Here is a 22,845-nt window from a genome sequence, read left to right as displayed (position 1 = left end):
AATACTTAAGGGTATTAAGGGAAAAAGATATATATTTACTATAGATGGGAGAATACAATATGAGTAATCGTGAAGGGCTGACCGTAGTTATTGCAGGAGCTTCAAGTGGATTTGGCAAGGAAACAGCAAAACAACTTGCCCAAGAAGGGGCGAATGTGGTCATCGGTGCCCGTCGCACGCATCTGATTGAGGAACTCGCTGACCAGTTGGGTGAATCTGTCATTGGAGTCACAATGGATATCAGTCAGGAAGCAGATGTTAAAAAGCTTTACGATGCTGCTGTAGATAATTTCGGGGATATAGATGTGTGGATTAATATGGCGGGGGTTGGATTGATCGGCTCCTATACTGAAATACCCGTTGAAGACATGAAGCGCATGCTTGATGTCAATGTTCTAGGGACGATGATCGGCAGTCAAGTGGCACTGAAGCATTTTAGACAGCAAAAGAAAGGGACTATCATCAATATCGGTTCCGTAGCAGCCAAAGTACCGTTCCCCTACTATACAACCTATAGTGCAAGTAAACACGCTGTCTCCTCACTGAGCTACGCACTACAACGCGAAATGGAAGCAGATGGTTATGACGACATCCATGTCTGCACCGTCCATCCATGGGCGACTGATACTCCGTGGTTCGATCATTCAGGCAACTATTCCGGTCACCGCGCTCAGATGCAACCGATGGATAAGCCGGAGAGTGTCATCAAAGCAATCATCGGTTTAATAGATGAACCCGAGGAGAGTGTGGAAGTGGGCATCAAGACAAAAGGGACAGGCATTTCGGAGAGTCTGCTGCCAGGTCTGACTGAGAAGTTTAATGCCAATCATGTCAAAAGTGTTATTGAAGATGCACCTGAGGCTCCTTACACTTCAGGCAGTCTACACGAACCAATGGAAAGTGGTACTGAGACTTCTGCAGGTATGAAGGAACGGATAAAAGCAGATAAGAAAAATAAAGATGACTAATATGAAAAACTGCAAAATCTTTAATAAGATTTTGCAGTTTTTTTCTATACGATTATTTTATGTGAAATATCTTCTGACACCATATCCATGAAATATCGATGGAACACGAGGGAGTTTGTCAATTCTGGATGGAAAGAGATGCCAAGGTGACGTTTGGAGCGCACAGCTACAATTTTATCACCGACTTCAGAAAGTACTTGTACACCATCTCCGATCCTGGCAATATGTGGCGCTCTGATAAATACTGCGAGTGCACGTGTCTCAATCCCTTTGACTATAAGTTCAGCTTCGAAGCTGTCCACTTGTCTACCGAACGAATTTCTTTCCACCGTGATATCCAGTTTATTGAGATGACCTGATTTCTGGCCCACTACCTCGTTGGCTAAAAGGATGACACCAGCACATGTTCCAAACATCGGCAGTTCACTCGAACGCAATGCTTCTGTAAAACCGTAGCGGTCCATCAGTCTTCTGATGGCAGTAGACTCTCCGCCAGGGAGAATAAGTCCGTCGATTTCAGCCAGAGTTTCTACTCTCTTGACTGGGACGGCTTCCTCACCACAAGCTTCCACCATCTGCTGGTGCTCCCGGACAGCCCCCTGCAGAGCCAATATGCCAATCTTCATTACCAGCCACGCTCCTGCATTCTCTCTTCAAGTGAAAGCTGGTTGATATCCAGGCCCTTCATGGCTGTACCGAGTTCCTTGGCGAGTTTGCCGATCAGTTCATAATCTTGGTAGTGTGTAGTTGCTTCGACAATCGCTTTCGCAAACTTTTCGGGGTTATCCGATTTAAATACACCAGATCCGACGAATACGCCATCGGCACCAAGCTCCATCATCAATGCCGCATCCTGTGGTGTTGCGACTCCACCTGCTGCAAAGTTGACAACTGGCAATTTACCGAGTGCCTTGATTTCTTTCAAAATATCATAGGGCGCACCGTGGTTCTTCGCTTCAGTCATCAGTTCATCATCATTCATTACAACAATCTGACGTACTTGCTGATTGACCATCCGCATATGTCTAACCGCTTCGACGATGTTACCTGTGCCCGGTTCCCCTTTCGTTCTGAGCATGGATGCACCTTCCGCGATGCGTCTTGCCGCTTCACCGATATTACGACAGCCGCATACGAATGGCACTTTGTAATCGTCTTTTTTGAGATGGAATACTTCATCCGCTGGTGTCAGTACTTCTGACTCGTCTATGTAGTCGACACCCATCGCTTCAAGTACTCTAGCCTCCGTGATGTGACCAATTCTACATTTTGCCATGACAGGAATAGACACAGCATTCATTACGTCTTCAACAATTCTTGGATCACAAGCCCGGGCTACACCGCCTGCTGCCCGGATATCAGATGGTACACGTTCAAGCGCCATCACTGCCACTGCTCCTGCAGCTTCAGCGACGCGTGCCTGTTCTGCATTCACGACATCCATTATGACGCCACCCTTTTGCATTTCCGCCATACCTCTTTTTACTCTCTCAGTGCCTGTCTGTTGCATTAGAAAAGACTCCTTTATTTTCAGATTATAATACCGTAGTATAGAGATAAATCTGATTACCTAAAAGTGTCAGTTTATAATAATTTAAGGAGGTCAGATTATGCTGATCACCCTCGATCGCCAATCGGATATTCCACTTTTCGAGCAACTATACAATGCACTCAAATCACAGATACTTGAAGGAACATTGGATAGTAACAAGAAACTACCCAGTAAACGTCTGTTGCAAGCCGATCTCTCCATCAGCCAAACGACTGTTGAACACGCATACCAACTGCTGCTCGATGAGGACTTGATCTATAGCCGAGAGAAGAGTGGGTTCTACGTTTCAGCCATTGATCAACTCAGACAGACTGCATCTCCTGTGGCTGCCCGGATCAAAAGACCGAAACAAAATGAACAAGCACTACCGATTGATACGATTGACACTACACTTGTTCAGAGTGATGTTCTCAAAAATATCGCCCGGGAGGTTTATACTATCCCGGAACTTCTAAACAAAGGAGATGACAGTGGCGAAACGGTACTCAAAGAACAAATTCGACAGTATCTTCGTATTAACCGAGGAGTGACTTGTGCAGTCGATCAGATATTCATTGGGCCTTCCACAGAATTCTTACTGGAGCAGGCATTATATTTACTTGGACATCCAAGAGTAACCATCGAAGATCCAGGTTACCCTGTAGTCCGTAAAGTATTAGATCGCCTGGATAATGGTATGGACAGTGCTAGGGTACTTCAAGATGGCATCGATATTGATCAGGTCAAAGCCTTGAACAACCCCGTTGTCCATGTTACACCTTCGCACCAATTTCCAAGTGGCGCTGTGATGTCTCTCCAAAAACGCATTCGGCTTCTGAATCATGCGAGCAGTCAAAATCATTACATCATCGAGGATGATTATGATAGTGAATTTCGTTACACTGGTCGACCTCTCCCTTCCCTTCAAGGGTTAGATCAAAATGATCGGACCATCTACATGAGTACTTTCTCAAAATCACTTTACCCTTCATTGAGGTTAGCCTGTATGGTCCTGCCAGCTGCATTGGCAGAGAAATATTATGACAATGCACTTTCTTGCAACGTACCAAGGCAGATGCAGCATATTGTTGCGAACTTCATGGTGCAAGGATATCTGAATCGTCATATCAATCGCATGCGGAAGATTTATAGGAAAAAAATGAGAGATGTAACCCAGTGGCTTCAAACATTCGAGGGTGTAGAAATATATGGAGACCATACAGGGATGCATTTTATGCTCAGAATCCCCGGAATTGACATTGAAAGTTTCGCTAGAAGCCACCATCTGGTGCATGGTAATGTTTATTCCGAGACCGGAGTTCTCAGTGACACGGTAGTTATAGGGATCGGAGAAAAAGACACTGGGGAAATTATTAAAATACTTGATGCCTTCCTGAAAGACTGTCAGACATCCGCAGTAAAGAAATCGCCTTAAAGCTAATCTTTATCACTACACACTGGAAATCGTCTGCGACCTCCGTACATATAGAACTATTCGTTTTATGTAAACTAAAAGAGTGGCGGTAAAATAGTCTTGGACTCTCCCCGCACATCTTTTAGTTTTTATATCTACCTTTAATCTTGAGTCCAAACGATGTGTATTACTGTTCTTCGCCACTTTATTGCTCAATCAATGGGTACTTGACATTCTCTTTCAAAGTATCATTCACTAAGTACAGCTCAGATGCATGAAAATCAAGCGCTGCGAGTTGGATTGCCCTTTCGAATACAATACGGTCTGCTTCGGTTACGTGTGTCTCATCCATCACATACTCTACAGATGCGACACCATTCTCATATGAAGCATCTACAACTTCCAACCCCTCCACTATAGCTGAACCGTAAAACGTTGCTTCGTTTTCTACTGTGCCCATCGCCTCTATAGTTTCCGGGAAAGACAACAGTTCATCGTTAACATCCACGATACTCTCATCCAATACACCACCAGGCAGGAATAGTGTTTGTTCTAAGTGTGCGTCGTAGATAGTGTAGTATCCACGTGTTTCCCCTCTTTCATCTTTAACAATTATTGGTGCGTCGACCAGCCGTTGAGCCACAGTGATGTCCTGCTCAGATTCTGCATTGAAAAATTGGATTTCTTCAATTCCATACAGATCACTGATTCCTATCAATGAATCGTAAAATAGTGTTGTTTGAGCAGTCGTCGTAGACAACTCATTCTCTTCAGCATCAAAGTAAATTTCAAGTGTGGGCCACTTTGTTGATAAATCAGAGAATGACTCGAAAATATTCTGTTCTGAAGGGTCACTTTCTATAAGAGAAGTATGCAGACGTTCGTCAAATTGAATACCTGAGCCCTCGTTACGATCAATTAGAAACGCAGTTAGAAACTCGTGTCCAGAATCATATGTGTGCGATTCCACAAAATAGTTGGGTGATTCATCAAAATCTGAATATGAACCAGCGGTTTCGATATTTTCTTCACTTGATGATTCCTCCTGATCTTCATTGTTTGATTGTTCCTCACCACTTTCTCCCATTTCATCATTGATGGTCTGTTCAGTTTTACTTTCATCATTGCCCTCGCCTGTCTCTATCGATTCATCAGCAGGTTGAACTTGACTTTGATCAGCCTCATCCTCAGGTGAAACGTCTTCGCTCTCTTCACTTTCGGAACTTTGACAGCTACTGAGCAAAAACACTAAAAAAATTAAACCGACTGCTTTACCTATTATTTTCATCTAAATCCCCATTCCTTTATATGTAATACAACAATGACAGTGTCCATACTTCTGACTGTTATTTTATTAATATTGTTCACTATCTTCGTAGTTCTAAACGTCCCACTTAGGCTTTATGACGATTGTTTTAATTGATGCATTAGAGTCTATCCGGACTATACTACCCGGATACGGTATATAAAATTCCACAAAAAAAGACATGGATATTTCCATGTCTTTTGAGTGGGCCTAAGTGGACTCGAACCACCGACCTCACGCTTATCAGGCGTGCGCTCTAACCAGCTGAGCTATAGGCCCCTATCATATATGTATTGAAAATAAAAAAAGTGGAGACTAGCGGGATCGAACCGCTGACCTCCTGCGTGCAAAGCAGGCGCTCTCCCAGCTGAGCTAAGCCCCCATCGTAAGATGAAAAAATTAAAACAAGAGTCGGGAAGACAGGATTCGAACCTGCGACCCCTTGGTCCCAAACCAAGTGCTCTACCAAGCTGAGCTACTTCCCGTGAATTACTGAGCGCGCCCGAGAGGAGTCGAACCCCTAACCTCTTGATCCGTAGTCAAACGCTCTATCCAATTGAGCTACGGGCGCATGAAAAAAATAAAAACGGTATCCACCGCTTAAAAAATAATGGAGCGGAAGACGGGATTCGAACCCGCGACCCCCACCTTGGCAAGGTGATGTTCTACCACTGAACTACTTCCGCATGTAATTATAAAATTGTATATATGGTGCGGGTGAAGGGACTCGAACCCCCACGCCGATTAAGGCACTAGATCCTGATTCTAGCGCGTCTGCCAATTCCGCCACACCCGCATATATTAATATAGAGGAAATCTCCCCTAGAATGATCACTACTGCCTTGTCAAGCTATTGTCGAATCGAATCAGATGGTGCCGGCCAGAGGAATCGAACCCCCAACCTACTGATTACAAGTCAGTTGCTCTGCCAATTGAGCTAGACCGGCTGAATCAACAAGTTTATAAATGGTGGAGAATGACGGGCTCGAACCGCCGACCCTCTGCTTGTAAGGCAGATGCTCTCCCAGCTGAGCTAATTCTCCTGGAAGGTCGAGTTGATTAACAACGACTGTTATATATATTACTATATTTCAGCATAAAGTCAACAACCACAACCATTTAAAAAAGGAAATAATACACTCAGAGCCTTTACTGAGTGTATTATTATTTATAATGATTATTTTTGTCTCATATAAGGGAACAACAAAACATCACGGATGGATGCGGAATCTGTCAGTAGCATGATAAGGCGATCGATGCCGATACCGAGACCACCGGTCGGTGGCATGCCATATTCGAGTGATTCGAGGAAATCTTCGTCCATTTCGTGTGCCTCGTCGTTGCCTGCTTCCTTCTCTGCAACTTGAGCTTCAAAACGCTTTCTCTGGTCAATTGGATCGTTAAGCTCTGTAAATGCATTCGCATGCTCTCGCCCTACGATGAACAGCTCGAAACGATCTGTGAATCTTGGATCTTCCGGATTCTGTTTAGCAAGCGGGGAAATTTCAATCGGATGTCCGAAAATGAATGTCGGCTGAATAAGTGTTTCTTCCACCTTCTGTTCGAAAAATTCATTCAGAATATGCCCGTATTTCATTGTGCTCTTCACTTCAATACCATGTGCTTCCGCAAGTTCATGCGCTTCTGCATCGGTTTTGACCTCGTAAAAGTCGACTCCGGTTTGTTCCTTTACCGCATCAACCATATGCACTCGTCTCCACTGTGGCGTTAGGTCGATCTCTTCACCACCGTATTCGATGACTGTCGTGCCATTGACGTGCTTGGCAATGTGCGCCACCATTTCTTCCGTGAGATCCATGATATCGTGAAAATTAGCATAAGCTTCATAGAGCTCGATCATTGTAAATTCAGGATTATGGCGTGTGGAAACACCTTCGTTCCTGAATACACGGCCGATTTCATAAACTTTCTCCATACCACCGACAATCAGACGTTTCAAATGAAGTTCAATTGCGATACGCATGAAAAGTTCCATATCAAGTGCATTATGGTGCGTAACGAATGGACGTGCCTGAGCGCCCCCTGCAATGGTATGCATCATTGGCGTCTCTACTTCAAGGAATCCGCGCTGATTGAGATAGTTACGCATTTCCTGGATGATACGACTGCGCTTAATGAATGTATCTTTGGAATCCTCACTTGTAATCAAATCGAGGTAACGTCTGCGATAGCGTTCTTCAACATCTTTCAGACCATGATATTTATCCGGCAGTGGACGCAATGCTTTCGTCAGCAATGTAAACTCCTGTGCTTTGACGGAAAGTTCACCTGTATTTGTCTTGAACATGACACCTTTGACACCAACGATATCTCCAAGATCCGCTTGGTTCCATATATCGAACGCTTCGTCACCCACCTGATCTTTGCGGACATACAATTGCAACTGTCCTTTAATATCCTGGATATGGGCAAATCCTGCCTTACCCTTGCCCCTCTTCGTCATCAGGCGTCCGGCAATTACTGTAGTCGATTCCGACTCTTTATCTGCCAGTTCTTCTTTTGAAAATCCATCCCAAGATGCTTTTAGTTCGTCCGTGTAGGATGTACGTTCAAATTTCTCACCGAATGGATCGATACCTAGATCGATGAGTTGCTGCATTTTTTCTCTTCTGACTGCTATTTGGTCATTTATTTCTTCACTCAATGGTTTTCTCTCCTATACTATCAATTATTTTTAATTTCATTTCATATGTCGAGCAGGTTTTACTTGATTCATCGTCGAAATGAACAGAAAGAGCCTAGTGGCCTGCTTCCTCTGCTTCCAGCTCATGTTTCAGCGTCTCAATCGTTTTGCCGAAGCGAGGATGGACCACATCTCCTGCAATTTCCGAAAGCGGTCTGAGAACGAACCCACGCTTGTGCATCTCCGTGTGGGGAATGTTCAGATCATCCAAGGACAACTCCAGGTCTTCATAGAGTAGTATGTCTATGTCAATCGTACGTGGCCCCCATACTTCTTTCCTCACACGTCCCATGTCATGTTCAACAGCGAGGACAATCTCAAGAAGGTCCAAAGGAGAGACGCGCGTTGCAATCATGATACACATGTTCATGAAGTCTGGCTGATCTGTTTTTCCATAGGGTGCTGTCTCAAGGATGGATGAGCGTTTGACCACTTCGATTGATTCATGGTCCTCAAGCCTGTTTATGGCAGTTTCGAGGTTCTCCCTGCGATCTCCCAGGTTACTTCCAAGTCCCAAATATACAACCGCCATTAATCTTCCCGCTTTCTATTCAATGTAATGCTGACGTTATCATAGTTACCCTCTATCGGAGGGTTTGTTTTAGTGATGGTCACTTCTGTCTTTATTATTTTATCATACTGGTCAAACAGTGCCGTAGATACCTTTTCGGCAAGATGTTCGATAAGATCTACCGATTCTCCTTTAACGATCTGCTCAATCATCTGATATGCTTCGCCATAATGTACTGTCTCGGTCAGCTTATCCGTTTTGGAGGCAGCTGACAGATCCAGATACATGACAACATCGGTAATGAAGAACTGGCCGAGTATACGCTCTGCTTCAAGGACACCGTGATAGGCGTATGTTTTGATACCATTGATTTTGATATTATCCATCGAAATCCTCCTTGAGCTTAATATATGCATCAGAAAGTTTTCGGTTGAGAGCCACATTATGTACCCTCACTGCACTGACGCCTTTATCGATGCCGTAGATGGTTGTAGCTGCGGTCGCTTCATCCCGCTCCGTAGCTGTCGTTTCCTGATCAATCAGTTCCTTGATCATACGCTTGCGACTCGTCGCAAGCAACACAGGATACCCTGTTGCTACGAGCATTTCCAAGTGACGCATCACCGCCAATTCCTCACTCCGCGATTTAACGAAGCCAATGCCTGGATCAAGCCATATATTCTCACGTGGAACACCGTGGGATTCTGCCAACGCCACTGAATCCATCAGTTCTCCAATCATCTCTTCTACAACATCGTTGTATGTAGCGTGAGTATTGTTGTGCATCAGGAATATCGGGACATTATAGTCTCTTGCTACATCCAGAATGGTTTCATCATATGTTCCCCGCCACTGGTCGTTGATCATCGTCGCTCCTGCTTCTATTGCACACCTTGCCACAGGCCCTCGGAAAGTATCGATTGAAATGTCTGGACCGATGTCCCGAATCGCCTCGATAACAGGAACAATTCGCTTGATTTCTTCTTCCGTACTGACCTCACTATGCCCAGGTCGTGTGGAATAGCCTCCGACATCGATGATATCTGCACCTTCTTGGGCCATTCGCCTTGCTTGAGCCACCGCACCTTCCACAGAATGGTATTTTCCGCCATCACTGAAGGAGTCCGGTGTCACGTTCAGTATGCCCATGATCTGAAGTCGTTTCATACTATCCCTCTATTCCGTAAGAATAGCAATATTATAACATGTATGGATATCGAAGCATAAGACTCCGTTGTTGAAAATAAAAGACCATATCCCAGTCGGGACATGGTCTTTGTGCAATGCATCAGTCTTCGAAGTTAAATAGTGGGGTGGACAAGTATCTTTCACCATTCGATGGCAGTACTGTTACGACACTTTTGCCTTTGCCGAGCTTCTTCGCGACTTCAAGGCTCGCTTTTACTGCTGCGCCAGAAGAGATCCCACCAAGGATACCTTCCTTCGCTGCCAGTTCACGTGCCCATTCCATCGCCACCTCATTACCAACTTGAATAACTTCGTCGTATATTTCCGTATTGAGGATTTTTGGCACGAAGCCTGCACCGAGACCCTGCAGTTTGTGCGGCCCTGGTTTTCCACCACTCAAGACAGGGGAATCTTCAGGTTCCACTGCATAAATCTTAAGATCCGGATACTTCTCCTTGAGCACTTTGCCGGCTCCAGAAATAGTACCACCTGTACCAATACCTGCGACGAACGCTCCCATATCTAAGCCTTCCGTCTGTTCAACAAGTTCAGGTCCTGTTGTTTTTTCGTGGATTTCAGGATTGGCCATATTTTCAAACTGCTGGGGCATAAAGTAACCGTTCTTCTCAGCAAGCTCTCCGGCTTTGCCAATGGCCCCTTTCATGCCTTCCGCTCCTGGGGTCAAAATGAGTTCTGCCCCATACGCTTTGAGTAGGTTGCGTCGTTCCTTACTCATCGTATCCGGCATGACAAGTATTGTTCTGTAGCCTTTACTTGCTGCTACCATCGCCAGTCCAATACCGGTATTACCGCTTGTTGGCTCGATAATTGTCGTATCTGCAGTGAGTACGCCTTCCTTTTCAGCGCGTTCAATCATGGAGAGCGCAATGCGGTCCTTGACTGAACTTCCGGGATTCATGAATTCCAACTTTACATAAATATCAGCCATGCTGTCGTCTGTCAGGTTATTAAGCTTCACAAGTGGCGTGTTGCCGATCACTTCTGTAATGCTATTATAAAGTCTACTCATAACAGTCTCCTTCATCCCTACTTATTTACTATGAAAAATATACCATTTTCATTGTCGAAAATCAATTCTAATGCGCGATAAGTTCCTGGAGTTCTTCTTTCTCGATCCAGACTTTATTACGGCAGAAATGACAATCCGCTTCCGCACCACCATCTTCTTGGATCATAGCAATAATCTCAGATGGATCAAGTGATGCGATGGCGTTCAGGAATCTATCCTTCGAACAACTACATTCGAAGTGGACCGGCATCTCATCGAGTGATCTCCAGTTCTCTTCTCCTATCGCCTCATTGATGATCTCCTCTGGAGATAGCCCCTGATCGATCAATTTCGACACAGGTGTCATTTCCTTGGCACGTGCATCAAGATAGGCCATTGTCTCATCACTCGCACCCGGCAGCACCTGTATGATGAACCCACCGGCAGCTTTGATTGTATTGTCTGGGTTTACCAGCACACCAAGCGCGACGATGGATGGAATCTGCTCACTCGCGTAGAAGTAGTATGAAAAATCTTCTCCCAGTTCGCCGGACACTATTTCAGTCGAGCCCGTGAAGTGATCCTTCAAGCCAATGTCCTTAGCTACACTCAGGAAGCCATCTGTACCAACAGCCCGTCTTACATCAAGCTTTCCGATATCATTGAGTGGGAAATGCACTTTCGGGTTCCCAAGATAGCCACGCACGCTCCCTTTAGCATCGCTATCGACTACGATTGCACCGATTGGGCCGCCGCCCTGGACAGTAATTGTTACTTTTTCCTCGTTTTTGAGCATTGCACCCATCATCAGACCTGCTGTCATCGAGCGGCCGAGAGCTGCTGCAGCTGTTGGATAGGCACCATGTCTACTTACTGCTTCGTTTACTGTATCTGTTGTATCTACGGAAAAGATACGAATTTCATCGTTCATTCCAATTCCTCTGATCAGACGATCCATTGGAATTCCTCCTTATAAATAACCAAAAGTCGCCCTAAGGGCGACTTGGCATTAGTTTCTTCGGTTATCTTCTTCCCACCGCTGTTCTCTTTCTCTTTGTTCATTCAGAGAACGATCTTCCTGTGGGTTTTCTCTACGTTCAACCGGTTGTTCGCCAGGTTCAACGAAGCGAGATGTTTCTTCTTTTTCTGCTTCTTCAGCAGGATCTTCCTCAGAGCGTCTATTGGCTTCCTCTTTGGCCTCTTCGAAAGATGGGCCAATTTTTTCATCTGCTTCGTCATCACGACTCTCTTCGTAATTACGCTCAGGCAATTTACCGTTGTGGAAAAGCCCTTCAATCTGTTCACGATCAAGCGTCTCTACTTCAAGCAGTGTTTCGGCGATCAGATTGAGCTGCTCTTGGTGATCCGTCAGAATCTGGCGGCAACGTTCGTACTGTGTCTTGATGATATTCTGCATTTCCTGATCAATTTCATAGGCGATGCTATCTGAGTAGTTCGGATCGGATTGCATATCTTTACCAAGGAAGACTTGGCCATTGGAATCGCCAAACTGTAACGGTCCAAGTTTATCACTCATGCCGTACTCCGTCACCATGCTACGTGCAATGCCAGTTGATCTTTGGAAGTCGTTGTGTGCACCTGTAGACACTTCACCGAAAGTAATCTCTTCGGATACACGACCACCAAGAAGACCGACAATCTTGTCTTCAAGTTCCGGCTTCGTCATGAAGTAGCGATCTTCTTTTGGAAGCATTACTGCATAACCGCCTGCCTGACCGCGGGGAACGATTGTCACTTTGTGGACCATATCCGCATCATCTAGAACCATGCCGATGATGGTGTGGCCAGCTTCGTGGTAGGCAACGATATTACGTTCTTTCTTCGAAATGACACGGCTCTTCTTCGCCGGGCCGGCGATGACCCTGTCTGTCGCTTCATCGACATCTCGCATGTCAATTTTCGATTTTTCCTGTCTGGCAGCGACAAGTGCTGCTTCATTCAGCAGATTCTCAAGATCTGCACCTGAGAAGCCAGGTGTTCTCGCAGCCAATGCAGCAAAATCAACGCTGTCATCGAACGGCTTATTCTTCGCGTGTACTTTAAGTACTGCCTCACGGCCTTTAACATCAGGGCGACCGACCGGAATCTGTCTGTCGAAACGACCTGGGCGCAGTAGTGCTGGGTCCAAAATATCTGGTCTGTTTGTCGCTGCAATCATGATGATGCCTTCGTTTTCCCCGAAACCATCCATTTCCACGAGCAGCTGGTTCAACGTTTGTTCACGCTCATCGTGACCGCCACCGACACCTGCACCACGCTGACGGCCAACGGCATCGATTTCATCGATGAAGATGATACATGGCGCGTTCTTCTTGGCGTTTTCAAAGAGGTCACGTACACGGGAAGCACCAACACCGACAAACATCTCAACAAAATCGGAACCACTGATTGAGAAGAACGGTACCCCCGCTTCTCCAGCGACCGCTTTTGCGATTAGCGTTTTACCTGTACCCGGCGGGCCGACAAGCAGCACACCTTTAGGTATTTTTGCACCGATGCGGTCAAAACGACGTGGATCCTTCAGGAAGTCCACCACTTCGACGAGTTCTTGCTTCTCTTCATCTGCGCCCGCCACGTCTTCGAAACGGACTTTCTTCTTGCTTTGGTCGTAGAGCTTCGCTTTACTCTTACCAAAGTTCATCACACGGCCGCCACCGCCACCGCCGCCTTGTGCCTGACTCATCAGGAACAAGAAGAGGAAGAGGATAAGCAACAAGGGAATGAATGTAAACAGCATGCTTGTCCAAGGACTCTGCTCTTCTGCAGGTTCAATCGAGAAGTTGAGGCCTTCTTGGGCCCTTGCTGTATCCAGAATCTGATTCAGGTCCTCGGTACTGTTGTAAGGAATTACAGAGGTAAAGGATTCCTGTTCATTCTGTCCGGACAGACGACCTTCAACGAGATAGACGTTCTGTTCAGGCTGTATCGTGAGTTCTTCTATGTTACCGGCATCCAACTGCTCAAGGAATTCACCATAACGGAGTTCCTCTTCAAGAGCTGAATTGCCATTGAAACTTTGAAATATACCAAACATGATGACTGATAGGATGAGTATCAGTAAAATGTTACGGCCTACATTCTTAGGCATCCGTAAACCTCCATTTCTAATACGACTAAGAGAAATAATACCATAATTTCACAAAGTTATTCCACTGTTTTGCCTTACTGGTAAAGCTCGGGCTTCAATAGACCGATATACGGCAGATTGCGATATTTTTCATCGAAATCCAGTCCGTAACCGACGACGAAACCATCAGGTATTTCCGTTCCTACATACTTCACATCAACTTCAAGCTCTCTGTTTATCGGTTTATCCAACAACGTCACTATTTCAAGTGATGCTGCATTTCTGTATTCGATCAGATCAATGATTGAATTCAATGTTGTGCCGGTCTCTATGATGTCTTCCACTACAAGTACATGACGACCATCCACCGAAGTGGAGAGATCTTTTAGAATTTTCACTTCACCGGAAGATTTTGTACCGACATAGCTTGAAACATCCATGAAATCAATTTCCAGATGTGTATCTATGTACTTGATCAAGTCTCCCATGAACATGATGGAACCTTTCAGGAGGCCGACCAGTATTGGCGTTTTTCCTTCATAGTCTTCAGTAATCTTTTTGCCGAGCCGTTCTGCTATATTCTGAATTTCTTCTTCAGACAGCACAATCTCGCTAATATCATTTCTCAGGCTCATTCGTAAACTCCTTTTCAATAATTAATTGACGCTTCTTTTCCTTGCTATCCATTATATTATAAATTTCACCCAGTGCAATGATTTGACGGTTTTTATCCACAACGACAGGCATCCTACAGCGCTCATCAGCAGGTACCTTATTATCAATGAAAATGCGCGACAGTTTCTTCCTGCCCGTACCGGGAACCGCCATGCGGTCACCCTCCGATTTCGTCCTGACAATCAACGGGTAATAGCTGTCCGCCATATGCGCTGTAATCTTGTATCCATTGAAATGATAAGTACCGTCGCCATAAATTTCTAGCATCTCCATTTTTTCATTCTGGCTTTGTACTTTTAGTACAAGATCGTATGATAGGACGATGCTGACCGCACCTGTTTCAAAGGATGCGTTGGGGATATCCGACTCAATCGCATCGAGGATGGACTCGATATGACGACGTCTTGGTACCTCGCCGTGCGCGGCAAGCCAAGTTGTCAGTATGTACAACCTGACGATGCGTCTTTCCTGATTGAACACGCGACGGTCGATGTGTGTGTTGTAGCGCGCCAGGAAAGCATCTGCTCGGTCCTTCAAAAGCGCATCCACATCAGTCATATCCTGCTGGACACGAAGGAGCTGTTGCTCATGAAGATGCCGGCTCTCCCGAATTTGTGGCATGAGTCGATGACGGATGTAATTTCTTGTGTAGTCGGTCCGGACATTCGTTTCATCTTCGAAATAGACCACATCGTGCGCTGTGGCATAGTCCACAATTTCTGTGCGTGACGCGTCAATCAGTGGACGGACAATGGTGTAGTCGACCATGTGCCTTTGCACTGGAATCCCCATCCTACCAGGCAGATGACGCCCGGTAAGTAGGGCATGGAGAATGGTTTCATACTGATCATCGAGATGATGTGCTGTAAGCAGTACTGACGCACCGTGTCTTACCATCATTTCACCAAAAAAATCATACCGCGCTACCCTAGCCTTCTCCTGACTAAATTCGGCCGATAGTATATCGAGCGTGACCGTTTCACATAGTTGGCCGTTTCGTTGTGCCATATCGACGATATATTCCGCCTCGTCAAATGAAGCTGTTCGTTGTCCATGATTTACATGGAGGAGGAGGAGCGTATCGTAGGTCTCTTTATAAACCGTGTTTAAAAGCTGATACAGAACCATGGAATCTACTCCGCCCGAAATTGCGAGCGCAACCTTTTCCTCCGGGTCCCAAGGCGTGAAGAGTTCCATAAGATCATCCTTCTCAGAAAATAAAATAAGACGATTACTGGAATCGTCTATGTCTCTATCTATTTCTTGCCTCGTCCACCACGACGTGATTCGGCCTGTCTCTTGATGGTTGACATGCGGTCTTCGCTATCTTTTAGGAAACTCGAGAGCTTCTTCTCGAAATCTTCCGGAGACGGCTCTTTGCGTGGTTTCGGCTTAGGTTTTTGCTCTTTCGCTTTTTTGATGGACAGACTGATTTTGCCGTCATCTCCAACGGTCAGGACCTTGACTTCCACTTCTTCCCCTACACTAAGGTGCTCATTGATATCCTCTACATACTGATCTGCAACCTCACTGATGTGAACGAGCCCTGTCTTTCCTCCCGGAAGCTCTACAAATGCTCCGAAATTCTTGATACCCGTGACTTTCCCTTTTACTTTACTGCCCACTTCGACTGACATCGTTATATATTATCCTCCCAATTATCATTTAATCTCTTCTTATCATATCATTAAAGAGAAAAATAATCATTACATATTGTAATGATTATTCCTCGTTCTCATTTTTTTCAGACTGCGCTTCCGCTTCTTCCGAGTCCGCAAGATTGAACACAATCTCACCCTCTTCAGAAAGGAAGAATTCGCTTCTTGCAATACGTGTAATATAGGTATCATCATTCAGTTGTTTGATCTGCTGTTCCAGATCCTTCGACTCATCTACGCGCTCGTCCAATACAACCTGTGCCTGGACAAGCTCTTCGTGAAGCAACTGATTATGATTCTTTTGACTAAAAGCGACAATGAGCAGAATGCCTGCTATTACAAGCAGTACACTTCCAAACAATAATGTTCGCTTCTTCGCTGCAAGATTCTCGTTCTGTTTTGTCTTCTTCTCATTTTCGCGTCTTTTCGTGTAATTATTGATGACCTTGACTACCTTGCTCACGGCTCTACACCTTCAATCTGTCCGTTGTCTGCTATCTATCTATAAAATACACTATAAAAACGTTGTTTACTAGAGAAAACTGGTATCCTTTTCAATTTTCTGTTCTTTTACCACTTTGTACATGCGCTCTGCGTCTTCCTTGCGGGCATGTGCACCGAGCTGCAGTACTTCAAGTGTGACAATCTTTCTACCGAATTCGATTTCTACAATGTCTCCAACCGAAAGATCTGTGCCTGCTTTGGCTGTTTTGTCGTTGACCTTGACGCGGCCATCATCACTGATCTCCTTGGCTAACGTCCGTCTTTTGATTACTCTGGATACTTTGAGAAATTTATCAAGTCTCATCTTTATATCCCCTCTCTTTCAAAATGTCCTCAAGCGGTTTCTCTTGATGGATGGTTTGCTGCATCCATTCCAATACAATACCACCATAGGCTTTTTCATACTTTATTTTGTTCTTTTTTCCTTCTTTTGCCTTAGCTTCTGCCCACACACGGTCGAGATCATCAAGGGACTCAACAGAGACATCGCCGAACACGTGCGGATGGCGTCTGATGATTTTAGCCGTCACACTGTCCAGAACATCGAAGAAGTCGAAATAGCCATCCTTTTTGGCGATGGCACTGTGAAGTGCGACTTGCAGGAGAATATCACCGAGCTCCTCGACGATGCCTTCGTCGTCCTCTCTTTCGATTGCCTCGATTACTTCGTAGGTTTCTTCAATCAAGTGGCGCTCAATCGATTTGTGGGTCTGCACCTTGTCCCATGGACACCCATCCTCACTGACGAGCCGATCAAACACCTCCGTCATATAGTGGATATCACGCTGTGATATGCGCGCATCTTCAACTTTCGGAATATAGAGACAGAGCAGGTTACTCTGAATACCTACGTGATCGATTTCATGAAGCGGCAAATCTATGACCTGTTCTCCAGTGCCGCCTGCAGCATCGACGAGCTTTACTCGGGTTTCAGGTGGATAATATTCAAGGAGTGACAGTTTGACTTCGCCAAGGCTGTACTGGTCATAGACTTGTGTAACCAATGTGTGTTTATGATAATCCAGATTCTCAATATTGAAAGTCATGCCATCAAGTACTTGGAACCCTTCATTCACAGGAACGCCGACAGCAGCAATGACCGCATCAATAAAACTTTGACCGCCGGATATCGACACTTCAAGTTCACCTTCTTGCTGATGTGCAAGCAACAGCTCGGTCGTCGTTTCGTAGAACATTGGGTGACCAGGCACTGCATAAAGTACCGCTTCATGTTCTGCTGCTGTCAGAAGCTTATCTACTATCGCATGATATGTTGCTTCGAATGTTTCATTCTGCTCATACATATGATCCAAATTGATCAGCTCAGTCCCACTCTCCTTGAGCGCTGTCACTGCCGGGTGATCTTCAGTTCGCAGATATACCCGTTTAGCTTGTTCGAGACGTCGCCAGACGCCAAGCGGCATCTGGTCGAGATCGGAACTCCCAAGTCCAATCACTTCTATGTGCTTCATAGTACTTCCTCCATCCTACTGTTCTGCACCGCTTCCAGAATATTGACAAGCTGATTGACATCCTTGTTCCGAATCGTAATCAGCATCTCCCCGTTCTGCACGGATATCTTCATAATTCTGCCATAGTCCTGCGTATCGTTGAACAATTTCTCACCATCGATCTGACCTGTCGCTTTCTGTGAGACATTGAGATAGAAATTGCGACTGTCTTCTTTGACTTGATAGATGCCAAACATTAATGCAAAGACTTTGATACGGACAAGCTGAAGCAGACGTTCCACTTCGACAGGGTATTCCCCGAAGCGATCCAACAACTCATCTTGTATATCACGTATGACATCAATCGATTCCGTTTTTCTCAGCCGTTTGTATATATCGATCTTGGACTGTTCGTGTGAAATATAGGATGCCGGTATATAAGCATCCAACGTGATATCGATCGGTATATTAACTGGTTCTGGCTCAGGTTCAAGCCCCTGCTTCTCTTTGACGGCACTCTCGAGCATCTCAGAGTAGAGCTCATACCCAACAGAGTCGATGAAGCCCGACTGGTGCTTACCGAGGAGATTGCCGGCACCACGGATGTTGAGATCGCGCATCGCAATCTTAAAACCACTACCAAGTTCCGTATATTCTTTGATGGCCTCAAGTCGCTTCTCTGCGACTTCGGTCAGCACCTTATCTGGCTGATGGAAGAGATAGGCATAACTGATACGGTTACTCCGGCCGACACGGCCGCGCAACTGATACAGCTGACTCAGTCCGAAGCGGTCTGCATCCTCGATAATCAATGTATTGGCATTTGGTACGTCAACCCCCGTCTCGATGATTGTTGTTGTCACCAACACATCGTACTCGCCGTTGACAAAAGCAAGCATCGTCTCCTCAATCTCTTTTTCGTTCATCTTAGCATGCATGACGCCGACTTCTGCATCTGGGACCATTGCTTCGACATGTGCTTTTTTCTGATAGATTGTATCTACCCGATTATGCAGATAGAACACTTGGCCATCGCGCGAAAGCTCACGCTCTATTGCCTCCCGTACAAAGTCACCCTGGTATTCGAGGACGTATGTCTGGACTGGAAAACGGTTTTCAGGCGGTGTCTCAATGACAGAAAGATCCCTGACGCCGGAGAGGCTCATGTGGAGTGTTCTTGGAATTGGTGTCGCTGTCAGTGTGAGGACATCAACGTTTGTTTTCAGTTGTTTAATCTTTTCCTTATGCCTGACACCAAAGCGCTGTTCTTCATCGATGATGAGCATGCCGAGATCCTTAAACTCGATGTCTTTTGCCAGTACTTTGTGGGTCCCGACGACGATATCGACTGTGCCCTTTTTCAAGCCTTCCTTCGTCTTTTTCAGCTGACCTGCGGTTCTAAAGCGGCTCATCATGTCGACGTTGACCGGGAAGTCCTCGATTCTTTCGATCAGACTTTCATAGTGCTGCGCTGCAAGTATGGTTGTCGGTACAAGGAACGCCACCTGTTTGCCATCCTGTACAGCTTTGAATGCAGCCCGTATGGCTACTTCGGTCTTACCATATCCAACGTCTCCACAGAGCAGCCGGTCCATGGGCTGGATTGACTCCATATCTTTTTTGATCTCGCCGACTGAAGCCACCTGATCGGGCGTCGGTTCGTAAGGGAAGCGTTCTTCAAAAGCCGTTTGCATATCTGTATCCATCGAATATGCGAACCCTTCAGCCTGACTCCGCTCTTGATACAGCTTGATCAGTTCATCTGCAATTTCATTGACATTGGCCTCGACCTTCGCTTTTGTCTTTTTCCAATCCGTGCCACCAAGCTTGTGCATCTTCGGCTGTCCATCGTCGCTAGAGACATACTTCTGCACAAGATTCATCTGGTCAACTGGAATGTAGAGCTGATCTGTACCTTTATACTGCAGCTTCATATAGTCGTTATGAATACCGCTGATTTCAAGGGTCTCAATACCGAGATAGCGTCCGACACCGTGGTGGACGTGAACGATGTAATCTCCGACATTCAGTTCCTGGTAGGACTTGATCTTTTCTGCATTGGATATTTTTTTGGTCCGTTTCTTCTTGCGCGATGTTTTATTGTAGAGCTCCTTAGAACCAAGCACTGCTACTTTCATGAATGGTAGAATAAAACCTTTTGACAAGACACCTCTCGTCAGTACAATCCCAGAATCCACCGGAATTTCCTCGATATAACTCGGGATTTTCAAGTCTTCAAGCAACTGGTGTGTCTTGTCGACCTCATCCTCATCCCTTAGGACCAAGTTGATCATATATCCATCATTCAGCATCTTGTTGAGGTTTGAAGCAAGAATATCGTATTGACCATAGTAGACTTCAGTCGGCCGGACTGATATTTTTACGATATGACCGATCTCGACTGGCATGCTTTTTGTGAAAAGGTTGAAATAGGTGCTGCCTCGGAGCGATAATAACCGTTCATATTGTCCTTCGAGGAAATTACCTCCTCCTTTAAACATACGGCCAGCTTCGATCATAGATTCGTAATAGCTACTGACTGAATTGAACTCCGATTCATATGCGGCTGCCATATTTTTAACCTCATCGACGATCACGCGATGTGCATCACTAATGTAATCGACTATGGAAATATCGCGGTCGGTCAGCAGACGACTGTAGTGGACCAGATGGTTGAACGTCTGATCTGGATGGGTAACTGTGTCGTAATACTCGTCCAGCGCCTCCTTGGCCGTCTGATCCAGATGTACTCTAGTATTCTGATGCATCTGCTCGACCTTCTTAAGCAGTCGGGCGCGTTCATCCTGTTCGATGATATACTCAGCATGCGGTTTCATCTGGAAAGCATCGATATTCTCTATGGAACGCTGTGTTTCCGGATCGATTGATCTAAGGGAGTCCACTTCGTCATCAAACAGCTCAATCCGGATCAGTTGCTCGGACATATAAACATCAATGATGTCCCCACGAACTGCAAACTCTCCGAAGTGTACGGCCTGATTCATTCTTCTATAACCGAGACTTACCAAATCTTCAATGAATTGATCGTATTCGAGAATACTTCCTACTTCTATCTTCTTCTCAAAGTTAAGAAGCTTCTCCTTTGGCATTAACGGTTTTAAAAGCGCATGAACGGGGACGATAAATAGCCCTGGCTCATTATGTGCCAGAGCAAAAAGACTGCTCATTCGTGCTTTCATGAATTCGGGACTCTGTTTGGCATGATTCTCTATCATGATATCCCCAACCGGGAAAGTATGGACATTGTCCATCATATCCATCAGGGGCGCAGCCAATTTTTCCATCTGATGGTTGTTCTGTACAAACAGGACAATCGGACGTCCTTCCGATTGTACCAACTCATATAACAGAGCTGGTTTGAAGTCGTCATTGATGCCAGTAACCATCATGTTCAGCGAATCTTTATGATTGGCGACTTCTAGAAAACGCTCATCATTCTGTATTCTTTTTGACACTTTATCATTCATCTACATCACCGTTGTATTCCGTCATCACTTCTTCGAACGACTCTGTCAAAAACGCAGCCGAGGCTTCGGAAGAACGTGTGACCACTTTTTCAATTACAGGTTGTTCGGTTTTGGAAAATCTACCGAGCACGTAGCTCGGAATCGAGCCTCCGGGCCCGGGTCGATCTATACCGATACGAATCCTTTTATACTTTTCTGTACCCAGATGCTGGTTGAGTGATTTAATGCCATTATGGCCACCACCACTTCCCTTTTTCCGTAGACGCAGTCTACCGACAGGGAGGTCTAGATCGTCGTATAAAACGAGTATGTCTTCAACATCAATCTTGTAGTAATCGAGAAGCGGGCGCACACCTTCGCCACTCAGGTTCATAAAAGTCTCTGGCTTGACGAGCATTACTCTTTGCCCTTTATAGTAACCTACACCAAAAAGGCATTTAAATTTTTTGCTGGAGAGATCGATGCCGAGTGCATCCGCCATATGGTCGATTACCATAAAGCCGATATTATGTCTTGTATAGTCATACTTCTTCCCTGGATTTCCAAGTCCAATCACACATTTCATTCCATCACCTCATAGAACGTTAAAAAAGGCGATGGGAAGTCCACCGCCATAATCAAACATATATTACGCTTCTTCTTGATTGCCTTCTTCGGAAGATTCCTCAGATTCTGTTGCTTCTTCAGATCCTTCAGTTTCTTCACTTTCTGCCGCTTCATCCTCTTCAGGCTCTTCTGCTTGAGGTGGAACGATAGAAATAATTGCCTCGTCGTCTTCGTTCTCAATTGTGTAGTTACCTTTGGAACGGATATCAGATACATAAAGTGTATCGCCAATCTGCATTTCTTCAATATCCACTTGGATGGATTCCGGGATGTTGTCTGGTGTTGCTGTAACGGAAACTTCGAACACTGGGTGCTCAACTACGCCGCCTTCAGCTACGCCAGCTGCTTCTCCGACTGTCTCGATTGCAACATCAACTGTCACTTCGGACTTCATGTTGATCGCTACGAAGTCGATGTGTGTGATCTGATTTTTCAGGGAATCAGCCTGATATTCTGTAACCATTACTTTTACTGGATTACCGGACACGTCAAGATCAATGACGCCGTTTCGTCCAACTTCACGGATAACCTTGATAAATTCATTTTCGTCTACAGCGACTGCAGTGTTCTCCACTTCATAGCCGTACACAACAGCAGGGATTTTACCCTCTGCGCGCAATTCAGTAACTTCTGAACGCTTTGCTTTGCCTTCTCTATTCGTTGAGGCTAATTTTGCCATGGTATATTTCCACCTTTCATCTACAGACAGTTTTGCATTACTTCATTTAACACATAGCCATGCAT

Annotated in this window: 21 protein-coding genes and 8 tRNA genes; 2 read left to right on the top strand and 27 right to left on the bottom strand. The window is 45.4% G+C overall.

The window, feature by feature from the left end:
• Positions 1 to 59 precede the first annotated feature (59 nt).
• Entirely contained in the window at positions 60 to 968 is a 909-nt protein-coding gene (locus ACFOJ8_RS00275) for an SDR family NAD(P)-dependent oxidoreductase (RefSeq protein WP_380651089.1), read from the top strand.
• Between the two features lie 44 nt (positions 969 to 1,012).
• Here ACFOJ8_RS00275 and pdxT read toward each other — a convergent pair whose 3' ends face one another.
• Positions 1,013 to 1,594 carry a pyridoxal 5'-phosphate synthase glutaminase subunit PdxT gene (gene pdxT / locus ACFOJ8_RS00270; protein WP_380651086.1) on the bottom strand — a complete coding sequence of 194 codons (582 nt, stop codon included), beginning with the start codon at positions 1,592 to 1,594 and terminating at the stop codon, positions 1,013 to 1,015.
• Complete coding sequence (gene pdxS, locus ACFOJ8_RS00265; protein WP_380651083.1) at positions 1,594 to 2,478, bottom strand: pyridoxal 5'-phosphate synthase lyase subunit PdxS; 885 nt, start codon at positions 2,476 to 2,478, stop codon at positions 1,594 to 1,596. Before pdxS ends, pdxT begins: the two co-directional genes overlap by 1 nt.
• A 100-nt stretch (positions 2,479 to 2,578) precedes the next feature.
• On the opposite strand from pdxS, the gene pdxR reads away from it, so the two are divergent.
• Positions 2,579 to 3,934 (top strand): MocR-like pyridoxine biosynthesis transcription factor PdxR, encoded by a 1,356-nt coding sequence (gene pdxR / locus ACFOJ8_RS00260; RefSeq protein ID WP_380651080.1) that lies wholly within the window; start codon positions 2,579 to 2,581, stop codon positions 3,932 to 3,934.
• Between the two features lie 184 nt (positions 3,935 to 4,118).
• Here the strand turns inward: pdxR and ACFOJ8_RS00255 are convergent, their stop codons facing one another.
• From ACFOJ8_RS00255 to ACFOJ8_RS00135, 25 genes are all read right to left on the bottom strand, one after another.
• Complete coding sequence (locus tag ACFOJ8_RS00255; RefSeq protein WP_380651077.1) at positions 4,119 to 5,201, bottom strand: hypothetical protein; 1,083 nt, start codon at positions 5,199 to 5,201, stop codon at positions 4,119 to 4,121.
• Between the two features lie 223 nt (positions 5,202 to 5,424).
• Positions 5,425 to 5,498, bottom strand: a tRNA-Ile gene (locus ACFOJ8_RS00250).
• 30 nt (positions 5,499 to 5,528) lie between these two features.
• Positions 5,529 to 5,601 (bottom strand) — tRNA-Ala (locus ACFOJ8_RS00245).
• Between the two features lie 29 nt (positions 5,602 to 5,630).
• Positions 5,631 to 5,704, bottom strand: a tRNA-Pro gene (locus ACFOJ8_RS00240).
• 12 nt (positions 5,705 to 5,716) lie between these two features.
• Positions 5,717 to 5,790, bottom strand: a tRNA-Arg gene (locus ACFOJ8_RS00235).
• Positions 5,791 to 5,830: 40 nt separating this feature from the next.
• Positions 5,831 to 5,905, bottom strand: a tRNA-Gly gene (locus ACFOJ8_RS00230).
• A gap of 23 nt (positions 5,906 to 5,928) precedes the next feature.
• Positions 5,929 to 6,015: transfer RNA gene (locus ACFOJ8_RS00225), tRNA-Leu, on the bottom strand.
• A gap of 75 nt (positions 6,016 to 6,090) precedes the next feature.
• A tRNA-Thr gene (locus ACFOJ8_RS00220) sits at positions 6,091 to 6,166 on the bottom strand.
• A 20-nt stretch (positions 6,167 to 6,186) separates the two neighbouring features.
• Positions 6,187 to 6,262: transfer RNA gene (locus ACFOJ8_RS00215), tRNA-Val, on the bottom strand.
• A 134-nt stretch (positions 6,263 to 6,396) separates the two neighbouring features.
• Positions 6,397 to 7,884, bottom strand: coding sequence for a lysine--tRNA ligase (gene lysS, locus ACFOJ8_RS00210; RefSeq protein ID WP_380651074.1), 1,488 nt, complete (start codon positions 7,882 to 7,884; stop codon positions 6,397 to 6,399).
• A gap of 94 nt (positions 7,885 to 7,978) precedes the next feature.
• Positions 7,979 to 8,455, bottom strand: coding sequence for a 2-amino-4-hydroxy-6-hydroxymethyldihydropteridine diphosphokinase (folK, locus tag ACFOJ8_RS00205; protein ID WP_380651071.1), 477 nt, complete (start codon positions 8,453 to 8,455; stop codon positions 7,979 to 7,981).
• Positions 8,455 to 8,820 carry a dihydroneopterin aldolase gene (gene folB, locus ACFOJ8_RS00200; RefSeq protein ID WP_380651069.1) on the bottom strand — a complete coding sequence of 122 codons (366 nt, stop codon included), beginning with the start codon at positions 8,818 to 8,820 and terminating at the stop codon, positions 8,455 to 8,457. The genes folK and folB overlap by 1 nt, the downstream gene beginning before the upstream one ends.
• Positions 8,813 to 9,601: a dihydropteroate synthase gene (gene folP, locus ACFOJ8_RS00195; RefSeq protein WP_380651066.1), complete on the bottom strand. Its 789-nt coding sequence runs from the start codon at positions 9,599 to 9,601 to the stop codon at positions 8,813 to 8,815. Before folP ends, folB begins: the two co-directional genes overlap by 8 nt.
• 121 nt (positions 9,602 to 9,722) lie before the next feature.
• On the bottom strand, positions 9,723 to 10,652 hold the full coding sequence (gene cysK / locus ACFOJ8_RS00190; protein WP_380651064.1) for a cysteine synthase A: 930 nt from the start codon (positions 10,650 to 10,652) through the stop codon (positions 9,723 to 9,725).
• 67 nt (positions 10,653 to 10,719) lie between these two features.
• A complete protein-coding gene (hslO, locus tag ACFOJ8_RS00185; RefSeq protein ID WP_380656945.1) occupies positions 10,720 to 11,595 on the bottom strand; it encodes an Hsp33 family molecular chaperone HslO in 876 nt (291 codons plus the stop codon).
• A gap of 45 nt (positions 11,596 to 11,640) precedes the next feature.
• Positions 11,641 to 13,740, bottom strand: coding sequence for an ATP-dependent zinc metalloprotease FtsH (gene ftsH / locus ACFOJ8_RS00180; protein WP_380651062.1), 2,100 nt, complete (start codon positions 13,738 to 13,740; stop codon positions 11,641 to 11,643).
• 74 nt (positions 13,741 to 13,814) lie between these two features.
• Positions 13,815 to 14,348: a hypoxanthine phosphoribosyltransferase gene (hpt, locus tag ACFOJ8_RS00175; protein ID WP_380656942.1), complete on the bottom strand. Its 534-nt coding sequence runs from the start codon at positions 14,346 to 14,348 to the stop codon at positions 13,815 to 13,817.
• Positions 14,338 to 15,591: a tRNA lysidine(34) synthetase TilS gene (gene tilS / locus ACFOJ8_RS00170; RefSeq protein ID WP_380651059.1), complete on the bottom strand. Its 1,254-nt coding sequence runs from the start codon at positions 15,589 to 15,591 to the stop codon at positions 14,338 to 14,340. Before tilS ends, hpt begins: the two co-directional genes overlap by 11 nt.
• Before the next feature lie 59 nt (positions 15,592 to 15,650).
• Positions 15,651 to 16,031, bottom strand: a complete 381-nt coding sequence (locus tag ACFOJ8_RS00165; RefSeq protein ID WP_380651056.1) for a S1 domain-containing RNA-binding protein — start codon at positions 16,029 to 16,031, stop codon at positions 15,651 to 15,653.
• A gap of 85 nt (positions 16,032 to 16,116) precedes the next feature.
• Positions 16,117 to 16,515 (bottom strand): FtsB family cell division protein, encoded by a 399-nt coding sequence (locus ACFOJ8_RS00160; protein ID WP_380651053.1) that lies wholly within the window; start codon positions 16,513 to 16,515, stop codon positions 16,117 to 16,119.
• A gap of 69 nt (positions 16,516 to 16,584) precedes the next feature.
• Positions 16,585 to 16,860, bottom strand: a complete 276-nt coding sequence (locus tag ACFOJ8_RS00155) for an RNA-binding S4 domain-containing protein (protein WP_380651049.1) — start codon at positions 16,858 to 16,860, stop codon at positions 16,585 to 16,587.
• The gene (locus tag ACFOJ8_RS00150) at positions 16,850 to 18,028 is read right to left on the bottom strand and encodes a MazG nucleotide pyrophosphohydrolase domain-containing protein (protein WP_380651046.1); all 1,179 of its coding nucleotides are present in this window, start codon (positions 18,026 to 18,028) and stop codon (positions 16,850 to 16,852) included. Before ACFOJ8_RS00150 ends, ACFOJ8_RS00155 begins: the two co-directional genes overlap by 11 nt.
• Positions 18,025 to 21,495: a transcription-repair coupling factor gene (gene mfd / locus ACFOJ8_RS00145; RefSeq protein WP_380651043.1), complete on the bottom strand. Its 3,471-nt coding sequence runs from the start codon at positions 21,493 to 21,495 to the stop codon at positions 18,025 to 18,027. The genes ACFOJ8_RS00150 and mfd overlap by 4 nt, the downstream gene beginning before the upstream one ends.
• Positions 21,488 to 22,060 (bottom strand): aminoacyl-tRNA hydrolase, encoded by a 573-nt coding sequence (gene pth, locus ACFOJ8_RS00140; RefSeq protein ID WP_380651040.1) that lies wholly within the window; start codon positions 22,058 to 22,060, stop codon positions 21,488 to 21,490. Before pth ends, mfd begins: the two co-directional genes overlap by 8 nt.
• A gap of 63 nt (positions 22,061 to 22,123) precedes the next feature.
• The gene (locus tag ACFOJ8_RS00135; protein WP_380651037.1) at positions 22,124 to 22,780 is read right to left on the bottom strand and encodes a 50S ribosomal protein L25/general stress protein Ctc; all 657 of its coding nucleotides are present in this window, start codon (positions 22,778 to 22,780) and stop codon (positions 22,124 to 22,126) included.
• Between the last annotated feature and the right edge of the window lie 65 nt (positions 22,781 to 22,845).

Origin of the sequence: Salinicoccus sesuvii (assembly GCF_042648145.1) — a bacterium.
GTDB lineage: Bacteria > Bacillota > Bacilli > Staphylococcales > Salinicoccaceae > Salinicoccus > Salinicoccus sesuvii.
Note: the sequence above shows the minus strand (reverse complement) of the source record. Positions and strands in the feature narration are given on the sequence as shown.